Origin of the sequence: Methyloradius palustris (assembly GCF_019703875.1) — a bacterium.
In the GTDB taxonomy this organism is placed as follows: Bacteria; Pseudomonadota; Gammaproteobacteria; order Burkholderiales; family Methylophilaceae; genus Methyloradius; species Methyloradius palustris.
This window is the reverse complement of record NZ_AP024110.1, coordinates 770,165-783,170: the sequence shown is the minus strand read 5'-3', so window position 1 is coordinate 783,170 and position 13,006 is coordinate 770,165. Positions and strand designations below refer to the sequence as shown.

The 13,006-nt window shown below is 46.8% G+C and carries 12 protein-coding genes and 1 tRNA gene; 8 read left to right on the top strand and 5 right to left on the bottom strand.

The annotated features are described in order from the left end of the window. Positions 1 to 46: 46 nt before the first annotated feature. The 3 genes from ubiE to ubiB are packed head-to-tail and all read left to right on the top strand — an operon-like array spanning position 47 to position 2,990. Positions 47 to 802, top strand: a complete 756-nt coding sequence (gene ubiE / locus ZMTM_RS03830) for a bifunctional demethylmenaquinone methyltransferase/2-methoxy-6-polyprenyl-1,4-benzoquinol methylase UbiE (protein WP_221765003.1) — start codon at positions 47 to 49, stop codon at positions 800 to 802. Positions 803 to 816: 14 nt separating this feature from the next. After that, complete coding sequence (locus ZMTM_RS03825; protein ID WP_221765002.1) at positions 817 to 1,449, top strand: ubiquinone biosynthesis accessory factor UbiJ; 633 nt, start codon at positions 817 to 819, stop codon at positions 1,447 to 1,449. After that, on the top strand, positions 1,449 to 2,990 hold the full coding sequence (ubiB, locus tag ZMTM_RS03820) for a ubiquinone biosynthesis regulatory protein kinase UbiB (protein WP_221765001.1): 1,542 nt from the start codon (positions 1,449 to 1,451) through the stop codon (positions 2,988 to 2,990). The genes ZMTM_RS03825 and ubiB overlap by 1 nt, the downstream gene beginning before the upstream one ends. 43 nt (positions 2,991 to 3,033) lie before the next feature. Here the strand turns inward: ubiB and mutM are convergent, their stop codons facing one another. The 5 genes from mutM to ZMTM_RS03795 form a co-directional block, all read right to left on the bottom strand. Continuing rightward, the gene (mutM, locus tag ZMTM_RS03815) at positions 3,034 to 3,846 is read right to left on the bottom strand and encodes a bifunctional DNA-formamidopyrimidine glycosylase/DNA-(apurinic or apyrimidinic site) lyase (protein WP_221765000.1); all 813 of its coding nucleotides are present in this window, start codon (positions 3,844 to 3,846) and stop codon (positions 3,034 to 3,036) included. A gap of 36 nt (positions 3,847 to 3,882) precedes the next feature. Further along, positions 3,883 to 4,761: a DUF4340 domain-containing protein gene (locus ZMTM_RS03810; RefSeq protein WP_221764999.1), complete on the bottom strand. Its 879-nt coding sequence runs from the start codon at positions 4,759 to 4,761 to the stop codon at positions 3,883 to 3,885. After that, positions 4,758 to 6,161 carry a GldG family protein gene (locus ZMTM_RS03805; RefSeq protein ID WP_221764998.1) on the bottom strand — a complete coding sequence of 468 codons (1,404 nt, stop codon included), beginning with the start codon at positions 6,159 to 6,161 and terminating at the stop codon, positions 4,758 to 4,760. The genes ZMTM_RS03810 and ZMTM_RS03805 overlap by 4 nt, the downstream gene beginning before the upstream one ends. 13 nt (positions 6,162 to 6,174) lie before the next feature. Beyond that, the gene (locus tag ZMTM_RS03800) at positions 6,175 to 6,921 is read right to left on the bottom strand and encodes an ABC transporter permease (RefSeq protein ID WP_221764997.1); all 747 of its coding nucleotides are present in this window, start codon (positions 6,919 to 6,921) and stop codon (positions 6,175 to 6,177) included. 68 nt (positions 6,922 to 6,989) lie between these two features. Next, positions 6,990 to 7,922: an ABC transporter ATP-binding protein gene (locus tag ZMTM_RS03795; protein WP_221764996.1), complete on the bottom strand. Its 933-nt coding sequence runs from the start codon at positions 7,920 to 7,922 to the stop codon at positions 6,990 to 6,992. Between the two features lie 488 nt (positions 7,923 to 8,410). On the opposite strand from ZMTM_RS03795, the gene ZMTM_RS03790 reads away from it, so the two are divergent. The 5 genes from ZMTM_RS03790 to ZMTM_RS03770 all read left to right on the top strand — a co-directional run bounded on the left by ZMTM_RS03790 (position 8,411) and on the right by ZMTM_RS03770 (position 12,855). Then, positions 8,411 to 10,057, top strand: coding sequence for a tetratricopeptide repeat protein (locus ZMTM_RS03790; RefSeq protein WP_225907083.1), 1,647 nt, complete (start codon positions 8,411 to 8,413; stop codon positions 10,055 to 10,057). Positions 10,058 to 10,089: 32 nt separating this feature from the next. Continuing rightward, positions 10,090 to 10,773, top strand: a complete 684-nt coding sequence (gene lolB / locus ZMTM_RS03785; protein WP_221764994.1) for a lipoprotein insertase outer membrane protein LolB — start codon at positions 10,090 to 10,092, stop codon at positions 10,771 to 10,773. 45 nt (positions 10,774 to 10,818) lie between these two features. Further along, positions 10,819 to 11,688, top strand: coding sequence for a 4-(cytidine 5'-diphospho)-2-C-methyl-D-erythritol kinase (gene ispE / locus ZMTM_RS03780; RefSeq protein ID WP_221764993.1), 870 nt, complete (start codon positions 10,819 to 10,821; stop codon positions 11,686 to 11,688). 53 nt (positions 11,689 to 11,741) lie between these two features. Continuing rightward, positions 11,742 to 11,818: transfer RNA gene (locus tag ZMTM_RS03775), tRNA-Gln, on the top strand. Positions 11,819 to 11,922: 104 nt separating this feature from the next. Further along, positions 11,923 to 12,855: a ribose-phosphate pyrophosphokinase gene (locus ZMTM_RS03770; protein WP_221765564.1), complete on the top strand. Its 933-nt coding sequence runs from the start codon at positions 11,923 to 11,925 to the stop codon at positions 12,853 to 12,855. Positions 12,856 to 13,006: the final 151 nt, after the last annotated feature.

Here is a 13,006-nt window from a genome sequence, read left to right as displayed (position 1 = left end):
TATTAATAAAGCAGATTGCCATTAAATCAGATCGAAAGAAATAGTGATGACAGAATCCAATAAACCCTCCACCGACCAGACGCATTTTGGCTTTAAATCTGTCTCTGAGAATGAAAAAGCTGGCAAGGTGGGTGAGGTATTTCACTCGGTAGCAAAAAAATACGACTTGATGAACGATGTCATGTCTGCTGGCTTGCATCGCACCTGGAAGCGTTTTGCAGTGGAAGTCAGCGGTGTACGCAAAGGTGATCGCGTGCTGGATGTGGCGGGTGGCAGCGGTGATTTATCCAAGCTATTTGCAAAAAAGGTAGGCCCTGAGGGTGAAGTCGTACTAACCGACATCAATGCATCCATGCTCGGCGTTGGTCGTGACCGTATGGCTGATGAAGGTTTTGCAATCCCCGCACTGCAGTGTGATGCAGAGAAACTGCCCTTCCCTGACCAGTATTTTGACTGCGTCATCGTTGCCTTTGGCTTGCGCAATATGACGCATAAAGATAAGGCACTCGCCGAGATGCAGCGCGTGCTCAAGATAGGTGGACGTTTGCTGGTACTGGAATTCTCCCAAGTCTGGAAACCACTGGCACCGTTATATGACGCTTACTCATTCAAGCTATTGCCCTTGATGGGCAAGCTGTTTGCCAAAGATGCCTATAGCTATCAGTATCTGGCTGAATCCATTCGCATGCACCCAGATCAAGAAACCCTGAGGCAAATGATGATAGATGCCGGCTTGGCAAAAGTGGATTACTACAACCTTTCTGCAGGCGTAGTCGCACTGCACAAGGGTTGGAAAATCTAGTAAAGGTACTCAATATGCTGAAACCCATACTCACTCGCTTGTTAAACCACCTGATTACCCAGAATAGCTGGGCTCGGGCTGAGCTAATACCATTCGCAGGCAAGTCTGTGCGCTTCAATATGCCGCCGATTAGCGCAACCCTGACCATACTGGAAGATGGCGGCTTGGCCATGGCGGGCGATTCAAACCAAGCAGATGCCACAGTCACGATTTCATTATCCATCGCGCTCAGGCTCTTGGCCAAAGATGAAGCCGCAGCCAAACAGGCACAGCTTGAAGGCGATACTGAGCTGGCCATGGCGCTGTCAAAAGTCATGCAGAACCTAGAATGGGAATATGAAGAGGATCTAAGCCGAGTGATTGGCGATATCCCTGCCAACAAGATTGCTACCTTTGGCCGTGAAACTGTCGCAGGCATCAAAAAGCAATCACTGAATGCGGCTGAGATGCTGGTGGAATACTGGCAGGAAGAACAACCCATACTCGCCAAAAAACGCCATGTGGAGAAATTCATAGCCGATGTCGACACCTTGCGTGATGATGCAGAACGTCTGAGCAAGCGATTTGATAAGCTCATGGAAAAGCTTGAGAAACAAGCGGCAACCAATAACAGTTCACCCAATTCAACAGAAACTCCTAGCAGCTGATGCGTTTATTCCGCTTAATCACAATTCTTTTTGTCACCTTCAAATATGGCCTGGATGAGCTCATACTCGGCCATACCAAATTGCGCCCTTTGCGAAGCGTATTCAGGGTCATCTTTTTCTGGAGAAACATAGAGGCAAGTCGCGGCGAACGTCTCAGACTGGCACTGGAAGCGCTAGGACCCATATTCGTCAAATTCGGCCAGATGCTATCCACCCGACGTGATCTTATTCCACTGGATATCGCTGACGAACTTGCCAAACTGCAGGATCGTGTACCGCCATTTCCTTACGAAGATGTGGTGCAAATCATTGAAGCATCGTTTGCCAAACCATTGAGTGTGGTCTTCGAGCAGTTTGATGTCACACCCATCGCCAGCGCCTCCGTGGCACAGGTGCACTTTGCCCACCTGCCTGCTGGCAAGGCTGTAGCGGTCAAGGTATTGCGCCCAGGTATTGCCCGCGTTATCGAAAAAGATCTGGCTTTATTGGATAGCGCCGCTTGGCTGCTACACACACTGTCGAGCGAAGGTAAGCGCTTGAAGCCAAGGCAAGTGGTCGCCGAGTTTGATAAACATATTCAAGGCGAGCTAGACCTGATGCTAGAAGCCGCCAACTGCAACCTGCTGGGCCGTAACTTTGCTGATAAGAAATTGCTGTTAGTTCCAGAAGTTTATTGGGATTGGTGCCGTGAGCAGGTGATGGTGATGGAGCGCATGGATGGCATCCCCATCAGCCAGGTGGATAAGCTGCGTGAGTTAGGCATTAACATTCCCAAACTGGCGCGCGATGGCGTGGAGATATTCTTTACGCAAGTGTTCCGCGACGGTTTTTTCCATGCCGATATGCATCCGGGCAATATCCAGGTGGCGCGCGATGGCCGTTATATCGCGCTGGATTTCGGCATCATGGGTTCGCTCAATAAAACTGATAAATATTATCTGGCGCGCAATTTCCTTGCCTTCTTCAACCGCGATTATCGCGATGTTGCCGTTGCGCATATTGAATCCGGCTGGGTGCCCGCAAACACCAATGTGGATGAGTTGGAAACCGCTGTACGTGCCATCTGCGAACCTATTTTTGACAAGCCACTGAAAGAAATTTCATTTGGACGCACCCTGCTCAGCCTGTTCCAGATGTCGCGCCGTTTTGGTGTCATCATCCAGCCACAGTTGGTCATGCTGCAAAAAACACTGCTGAATATCGAAGGTTTGGGCCGTGAGCTAGACCCTGACCTGGATTTATGGAAAACCGCACAACCTTTCCTCGAGCGCTGGATGTCGGAACAGATTGGCTGGCGTAGTCTGTTGAAAAATATGCAGGCGGAGCTACCAAACTGGGGCACGATACTGCCGCAACTGCCAAGACTAGTACATAGCCAACTTACAGCCAGTTTGGATTCCCCTCTCAGCGCAAAAATAGAGGCGCTCAGCCATCAACAACGGCGCAATACCTACTGGTTACGCTTAATAGCCATTGTGATCAGTTTGGTTGCTACAGCCCAAGTCATAAGCTTGGTGGAGATTTGGCGAACCTTGCACTAGTCGCCTAATAGCTTGAATGACTGGTAAAGCGATTTTATAAGCCTTACTTTTGGCAATGCTCACAGTAAAATGTTGAGCGTTGGCCTAAACGTATCGTGCTGATTGGCCTGCCGCATATCTTGCATGGCTGCCCCGTTCTGCCATAAACGAAATACTCCTGCTGAAAATAGCCAGGGTTGCCATCTGCGCCAAAGAAATCTCGCAAGCTGCTACCACCTGCCAGTAAAGCATCACTCAAGGTAGATTTAATCTCTGACACCAATCGATTGCAGGCCGCTTTGCTGAGTTTATTAGCAGGCGTTTGCGGATTGATCCTAGCGCGAAACAAAGACTCACTCGCGTAGATATTGCCAACGCCGACAACCAGGTGACTATCCATGATTGTATTTTTAATCGGCGCTGAACGTGTACGAATGTGTTGGTATAGCCAAGCACCATCAAAGCTATCATCTAGTGGCTCTGGGCCCAGCACACTGAGTAAGGAGTGCTCATTAACGTCACCTTCTGCCCACAACACTGCGCCAAAGCGGCGTGGGTCGCGCAACCTCAAGACCTGACCATCTTTAAAATGCATATCAAAGTGGTCGTGCTTGGCTGGCGCTTCATTCTGCGTCAATAAACAGATGCGGCCAGACATGCCTAGATGCAAAATCAGGGTGCCTGAATCAAATCGCGCCAGAATATATTTGGCGCGACGACTCAGCTCTATGAGCTTTTGGGAGGGTAACGACTGGGTAATATGCTGAGGAATAGGCCAACGCAGTGATGCGTTGCGAATAATCACCTGATCTACAGTTTGGCCAACCAGCGGCAATAATCCGCGCCGCGTGGTTTCAACTTCAGGGAGTTCAGGCATGTGAGCTGTGATTAAACCGCAAACGAGCGAGCTTAATTATTTAGCCAATGTCACAGGTGGATTAAGCATGGTGAAGCCAGAATCTGGCGGCATATGATATTTAATGCCTTCATCTGGACGACCAAGAATGATCTCTGGTGATTCCTGCATCTTATCGAAATGCACCTTGGCACCGCCCTCGAGCTTAACTTCAAGTGAAGGATACGTCGCCCTGCGGTCTGGGGTGTAACGCTCAACTGAAGTCACGGCCATGTGTTTCCAGTATTCGTCAAACCACTCGTTCATTTCATTTTGGGTCAGCTTGGCATTGGCAACTGATGTGGTCCATTTACCATCGGCCAAATCAACCTGTAAACGGCTTTCTTCCCATTGCTCAAGCCTTGAGAAGTCAAAACCAGTTGGTTTCTCACCTGGCTTGAATGGGCTTTTATCCATCATTTCTTCAATCTGGATACCTGCGGATTCCGAGTACGTTGTCTGCACCAAGTAAACGCTATCTTTATATTGAACGTATTGCTCTCCAGAGACTGGGTTAATCGTCCCAAACAAAAACTCTTCGTCATTCAGTTTAAGTTTTAGTTTTGGCTGATCCAAGCCAAATTGTGACGGGTCGCCAAGCGTAAATTTCTCGGTAGTGGTTGCGGCCACGACCGATAAAATGCGTTGCACTGACGACAGGTCAGCCCTAGCATCGAAAGGCTTGGTGATGCGCCAATTGCCATCTATTTTCTCAAACACCACAGGCGCTTTAGCTGGAAACTCAATACTGACCTTATTAAAATCTGCCAACTTCATGCTGGAAATTTCGTAGGTCTTAGGCCCCTCCTCTTTTGGCATAGGCCTAAAGTATAGAAAGGTAGCAATCGCTACGACTAAAATCAGCAAGACCAAATTGACTATCCAGCGTGACTTCATGCTTTACGACGCTTCCACCAGATGATGATGCCTGATATTAAGAATGCGAGCGGTATGATGACGTGGAAAAGCCCCAGTGAGTAACCAAAAATAGGCACAAATATAATCAATGCCGCAAGGTGACCAAAACCATCTCTAGGAATGCTCACATTCACATCTTTTAATAATTTCGGTTGAATAGTAATCAAGCTATCATCGCCAGCCAACCAATTAACAATATTCACGCCAAGATCAAGATTGCCACCTTGACCAACATAAGTATTGGCCAAGAAATTTCCATTACCCACGACAACAACACGCTGACCTTTTTTACCATATTTACGCTCAAGCGCTACAGCAATATTGATAGGGCCGCGAATATCTTTTTTATCATCAAAACTGACCTTGGTAGCAGAACTAGCAGACTCGATCTTACTTGTTTCTAACCACCCATTTGGTGCTACAGAGATCAGGTTGCTAACCTCCCAACCATTATCGTCTGTCCCCTTCGCATCAATCATACGCGCCTCTGGGAACAGGGTACGTAACATGAAGTTGTTGGTGATAGCATGCTCACCATACTGGCTGGCAAAAGCGATCTTGGCATCAGCACCATACTGAGCAGATGAAAGATCAACGACCATGCCAGGTGTCACCTTTAGGCCAATGTAATCAGCAATAGGTTGCAGGCCATGCATTTTCTCATCATCCAGCAGCCATAGAAGATTGCCGCCAGCATCCAAGTAGTCTTTGATCTTCTTCACTTCAACGTCGGTGATATCTACTTGCGGACTAGCAATCACCAGCATAGCGCCATTGGTCGGTACACCTTGCGCAATGGTCAAGTCAGGGTTAGCCAGCTTGAAGCCTTTTTTCTGCAGTTGTTTGCCAAACTCGCCTAGATCATAATTTCTAATTCCAATCAGGTTACGTTCGCCGTGCCCATCCAGATACATCACGGCGCGCTCTTTACTGCGTGAAAGTCGCACCAGAAGATTTGTCATGTCCTGTTCAACGTAGGCCGGCACCAGATGTTCGCTTCGCTTTTCGTACTCAATAACCATTTCACCTTCAGCCTTAATAGCTTCATCTTGTGCAAGTTTTGGGTGCTCTGCTGGGTTGATGTATTCAACGTTGATATCAGGTTTTGAGCGTTGATAGCGTGAAATAAAATCATTAATAATCTTACGATATTCCTTATCTTGCGAAACAAATACAGTAATACTGATAGGCCCCTTCATCTGCTTTAAAACATTCACACTACCTTCACTAAGCGTATTCCGCGCACTTTGTGTAATGTCCTGTGAGCCATGATATTCAAAAGAGACAAAGCCTAATAAAAATATAAATGCCAGAAACAAGACCAGAAAGAAACTGTTCTGCATGAAAAGCTGGAAACGTAGTTTACGGTTGATTTTCATTATAGTTATCCGATTAGCCACGCAGACGGTCAGCGTCGAGACGACGCACCGTTAAAGTTAGAAAAGTGATGATAAACAAGAAAAAGTAGGCAAAGTCTCGTGTATCAACCAAGCCTCTAGAAAATGGCTGAAAATGCTTCATGAGAGAAAGATAAGCTATAGGACTATCAGTATCTGCCCCTGAAAAATGGTCGAGAATTAGCAATGCGAAAAGTGCGATGAAGCTGATGATCGCAGCAACTACAGGCTGTTGAGTAAGGCTAGACACGTAAACACCTAGCGCACAAAAACTAGCTACCAAGAACCATAAACCAATGGCATTCGCCAATATATAACCAAGATCAACATCTGACCAGAAATTGAGAGAAAGCATCATTGCAACAACCAGTAAAATACTGATACTTAAAAATGTCACTAACCCAAAGAATTTTCCAAGGACAATGTCTGTAAGCGACAGTGGCGCACTAAAAAGAAAAGTCAGTGTCTGCTGGCGTCTTTCATCACTAATCATACGCATTGATAAAAGTGGAACAGCAAACAACATGATAAATGAAGCAATGCCAAAAATATTATTGCCGATAAACTCAGTGACTCCTAGACGTTCTTCTGGCCTTACAATTCCAGACATTGTTTGAAAGTATTCATTTATTTGCTCTTGAAAAAATAGACCAAAAATGAACTGAAGCAAGGCGAGCACCACCCATCCCATGGGCGAGGAGAAAAGGCTTTTCAGCTCTTTTCTGGCAATATTGATAATCATGAGTACGTCTTCCTCTAAATTTTCTTATATTTATAGTGATTGAATTAATGCAGATTGAATCTCGTGAGTTATGCAGCTAGTTCTTGATAGGTAAGCTGCACGAATACTTCTTCAAGGCTGGTTTGGTCTGGATTGATTTGATACAAACCCCAGCCATTATTCACTGAGCCCTGCACCAATGCCTCTGCAGGAGAGACACCATCCTGATGCTTGATTCTCAGCATACCGTTAGGCAAATTATCTACTGTAAGCACCCCTGGAATACCCAGCAATATTTCATTTGTAGGCGGATTATTAAGGCCTATCAAAAGTTTGTTGCCATTACGCTGTTGCTTCAATACTTCAATTGCGCCGTTGAATACCAGCTCGCCTTTGTGAATGATCTGCACATGGTCACAGATCATTTCAACTTCAGGCAAGATATGGGTAGAAAGAATCACGCTATGCTCGCCGCCCAGCTCTTTGATCAAGGCACGGATATCACGAATCTGGATGGGATCTAGGCCTACCGTTGGTTCATCAAGGATGACGACCATTGGGTTATGAATGATGGCTTGCGCAATACCAACACGCTGCTGGTAACCTTTGGACAGGTTTTCAATCAGGCGCTTGCCCATTTCAGTCAGGCCACAGCGTTGTTTTGCAACATCGACTGCTTTTTTAATATGCTTGCTGCTCACACGGTGCAAACGGGCTGCGATGGTCAAGTACTCATCTACCGTTAATTCACGATACAGCGGCGGCTGCTCAGGCAGATAGCCAATTAGTGCTTTGGCTTCCTTTGGGTTTTCGATCATGTCGATACCACAGATTTTCACCGAGCCTTTACTCGGCGCCAGATTACCTGTGAGCATCTTCATGGTGGTGGATTTACCAGCGCCGTTAGGGCCTAGAAAACCAAGAACCTCACCCTTATTAAGCGTAAAGCTGACATCCTTAACTGCCTCGCGGCCACCATAGATGCGGGTTAAATCGCTCGCCTCAACGGTTATCGTAGTCATAAAACTTACACTCCAAAATTCAGGGTTATGGTTATTCGCACTTATTAACTATGCGATTTATAAATTGCCATGCTTGAAAATTCCAACGCATGGCTGCAAAAGGTTTGCTAAATTAAAAAAACGCCTGACATATGTCAAGCGTTTACTTTGTGTCGCATTTAATTTTAAGAGCCAGTATAGTCTTTAAAAGTTCTTTTACCTTACCTAAATCTGGCTTTTCTACTGGCTAAATAATGCTTTGCTATTGGAAAGTCGCCTCCAAAAAGATATAGTCAGATTTCATTATGGATGAACTTGCGATCGCGATCGCGGACTAAATAATCGGGTTTCTTTATCTCCACCTCAGAGTTGAATATTCGATTTGAAGAGACCATATTGCTAATACACAGCATCCTGATGAGTACTTAATCGTATGAATCACTAAACCAACCGAAAAATCTCAATACATGCCCATTTACACTACATCTAGAATCTCACTCGCATGTTTGATGGTCAGCTTACTCATCAGCCAAAACAGCATTGCTGCTAGTACAGACAGCCCCAACGGCCGGCAGACTGATGCTACCAGCCAATTTGTATATGAGTATCTGGTAGGAGAAATTGCTGGCCAACGAGGCGATCTGGGATTATCGAGCGACATATTTCTTGATCTTGCCAAAAAAACCAGAGATCCAAGGCTGGCAGAACGTGCCGCCAAAGTTTCAGCTGTAGGCAATGTGCCAGCCAATGCGATTCAGGCTGTCAGGCTTTGGAACGAGTTAGACACTAACTCAACAGAAGCGCAGCAAGCCAGCACACAGATACTGGTTGCCGCAGGCAATCTGATTGATGCAAAACCTTACTTGCAAAAATTGCTGGCAAAAGAAGACACGCGCGCCAATGGGTTTTTATACTTAAACTCACTATTAGCGCGCCAACCCGATAAAGCAGCTGTACTGGCACTTGTGCAAGAGCTCGCTGCACCTTACCCCAAGTTACCTGAAGCCCACCTCACCACTGCGAATGCTGCATGGTCTGCTGGCAATACTGACTTGGCGTTCAAAGAGTTGGATATTGCCGATAAGTTACGCCCAGCATGGGAGACCAGTGCGGTAGTGCGTGGGCAAATCATCTACACCGAATCGCCAGATGACGCTTTAAAGTTCTACAAAACTTATCTGGCAAAACACCCAGAAGCTAATGAAGTCAGGCTCACTCGTACACGCATACTGATCAGCCAGAAAAAGTATGAAGAAGCCAAACCTGAGCTTGAAAAACTGGTGGAATACTCAAAAGGCGCGCCAGAAGTCATGGTCGTTGCGGGTTTGCTTGCATTCCAAACGCAAGATTACGCCCAAGCACAACAATATTTTGAGGCTGCATTAGGTCACGGTTTTAAAGACCCTGAACAACTTTATCTGTACCTCGGGCAAATTGCTGAAAAACAGGCGCAGGATGATCAAGCCATTGTTTGGTATATCAAAATACAGCCAGGCGAACGCTATATGGATGCCAAGCTCAACATCGCCAATATCATTGCGCGCAAGCAAGGCGTAGATGAAGCACTGAAGATGCTGAGCCAGGTTGAAGATTTATCCGAGCAGCAACAAGTGACCTTGGCACAAGCAAAAGCCAGCTTATTGATTCAAGCCAAGCACTATGAAAAAGCCTATAACGTATTAGAAAATGCAGTGAATACTGGCCCGAACACAGCTGAACTGATTTACGACTATGCGATGGCCGCAGAGCGCACTGAGCGGCTAGATGTCACAGAAACCCAGTTACGCAAATTGATCCAGATACGCCCTGATTACGCGCAAGCCTACAATGCGCTAGGCTATACGCTGGCAGACCGCAATATCAAGCTAGATGAAGCGCGCACGTTGATTGAAAAAGCCTTACAACTTAGCCCTAATGACCATTACATACTCGATAGTATGGGCTGGGTGGAATACCGCATGGGCCAATTGGACAAGGCAGCCGAGCATTTACGGCAAGCCTACTTAGCGCAGAATGATCCCGAAATTGCAGCCCATCTGGGCGAAGTGCTGTGGCAACAAGGCAAGCATGATGAAGCCATCAAAACCTGGAATGACGCATTGCGTGACTTCCCTGACAATGAAGTCTTGGTAAATACCTCCAAGAAATTCAAATAGTTTTAACTTTAATTTAGCCCGTTTAAATCCCTATGAATATATCTACCCACTGGCTGCGTCATGCAGCCCTGACCTTAGTGCTGACCGCACTTGCTGGCTGTGCAACCATGCAACCAGCCGCGAATGTGCAATCATCAAGCACTGCCGAAGTGAACCAGCAACATCTCAAGTCGATTGCCAGTATCAATCACTTTGGCATTCAGGGCAGGATAGGTGTGCAAACAGATAATCGCGGATTCTCAGGCTCAACTCGTTGGAGCCACGCACCAGACAGCGACAGCATGGCGATTTTTTCGCCGCTGGGCTCACAAGTTGCCACCATTGATGCAAGTAGCGATGACGGAGTTATTCTCGTTGCAGATGGCAAAACCTACAAAGCCGATGATACCGAAACACTAACACAGCAAACACTGGGCTGGCGTTTACCCATGCAAGGCTTGCCAGATTGGGTGTTAGGCCGCCCTAGCGCTAACAATCTGGATTCCACTTCTGAATGGGACGCCTCTGGCCGGCTCACCAAGTTATCGCAAGATGGCTGGAATATTGAATACAGCGATTACGTAGCAGCCTCAGGCTTTCAGCTACCGCGTAAAATAACCCTGCGTAGCATAGATGGCTATAACGCTTTAGCATCACAAAAAGCATCGCCAAAAATTGTGCTGAAATTAGTCGTTGAACGCTGGGATGTTATTGCAGAGCCATTACCGATAAAATAATCTGCTGTAAGCTTCGTTTCGCTTAACTATACAAAGAACCCCATCATGGATGGCTTTCAATCCTTTCCCGCGCCTGCCAAGGTCAACCTGTTTTTGCATATCATCGGCCAGCGCGCTGATGGCTACCACTTGCTGCAAACCGTGTTCCGGCTGCTCGATTTTGATGACACCATTCATTTAAAAGTCCGCGCAGATGGCATAATCAACCGCACGCAAGATATAAAAGGTGTCAGCGCAGAGCAGGATTTATGCGTGCGTGCCGCAAAGTTACTTAAGCAACACAGTAAAACAGAGTTAGGCGTTGATATCGCGGTGGATAAGCGCATCCCCATGGGTGGTGGCTTAGGTGGCGGCAGCTCAGATGCAGCCACGGTTTTATTGGCGCTCAACAAACTGTGGAACTTGAATCTTCCTCGGCAAACATTGATTGATCTTGGCTTAACCCTAGGCGCGGATGTGCCTGTGTTTATCTTTGGTCAGAATGCCTGGGCTGAAGGCATAGGCGAACAACTACAGGCCGTTAAGCTGAAGCCTGCCTGGTACATCATTATGACGCCACAAGTACACGTCTCCACCGTTGAAGTTTTTAGCGCAAAGGAATTGACAAGAAACACGATTCCCACGACAATAGCGGCCTTTTCAAGGGTCGGAGCAAGCAACAATCTCCACAATGACCTTGAACCAGTAGTTAGCCAGCAGTACCCCGCCGTAGCAGCCTGTTTAGAGTGGTTGTCACAATTTACGAAAGCGCGGATGAGTGGTTCTGGCGCTTCTGTGTTTGCAGAAATCGAGAATAAAGCACTGGCAGAAGATATTTTGGCGAAAATGCCACATGAAATTGCTGGTGTGCCCGTATTTAGATGTTTAGCCCGCGGGCTGGATAAACATCCGCTGTATGAATATGCAAGTGAGTAGTATAGTTTTAAGAAATTGGGCTGAAACTTAGCCGAATAGCATTAAAGATCAAATGGGGAGTCGCCAAGCTGGTTAAGGCACCGGATTTTGATTCCGGCATGCGAAGGTTCGAATCCTTCTTCCCCAGCCAGTTTTAGTAATATAATTAGTAAGATAGATAATTGAGAGCGTGTAGCCTTACACGCTTTTATTTTTTTAGATGATAAGGATACGACAGTGGCTAATGGCGGCGTGATGGTATTTACCGGTACTGCTAACCCCTCCCTAGCCAAAGAGGTGGCCGATCATCTTGGTATCGATCTGGGGCGCGCTACGGTAGATCGCTTCAGCGATGGCGAAGTTATGATCGAGTTGCTGGATAACGTGCGTGGCAAAGATGTATTCGTACTGCAATCCACCTGCCACCCCACCAATGACAACCTGATGGAAGTCATGGTGATGGTTGATGCGCTCCGCCGTTCATCCGCAGGTCGCATTACCGCCGCGATTCCTTATCTGGGTTATTCACGACAAGACAGACGTCCGCGTTCAGCACGCGTTGCAATCACTGCCAAAGTGGTTGCCAATATGCTGACCAGTGTTGGTGTAAACCGTTTGTTGACGATGGATCTGCACTCTGACCAGATTCAAGGGTTTTTCGATATTCCCGTTGATAACATTTATGCAACACCGATTTTGCTTGAGGATCTTTCATCGCAAAATTATGAGAATTTGATTATTGTTTCGCCCGATGTTGGCGGTGTAGTGCGCGCAAGGGCTGTAGCCAAGCAGATGAACTCTGACCTGGCCATTATTGATAAACGCCGCCCTAAGCCAAATGTGGCCAAGGTGATGAACATTATTGGTGATGTCACTGGCCGCACCTGTGTGCTGATGGATGACATGGTAGATACTGCGAATACCCTGTGTGAAGCGGCTGCCGCGCTGAAAGAAAATGGCGCAGCAAAAGTGGTTTCATACTGTACGCACCCAGTATTGTCTGGCAACGCAGTAGATAGAATTATGAATTCGCAGTTGGATGAACTGGTCGTTACCAACACCATCCCACTGCGCGAAGATGCAAAGAACTGCATCAAGATTCGCCAACTGAGCACAGCAGAACTGATGGCAGAAACCATCAAGCGTATTAGTAATGAAGATTCTGTTAGCTCATTGTTTATGGATTAAGTTTTAAGTAGCGCAAGTTTCGAGTCTGATGCCAAAAGCAAAGGGCTCACAACCCTGTTATCTGGTCGCGGATAACAGTTTATTGAAAGACTAAAAATACCAGAGCGACGCGCTAACTAGGCGCATGAAGCCGAAAAAACCGGAATTTACA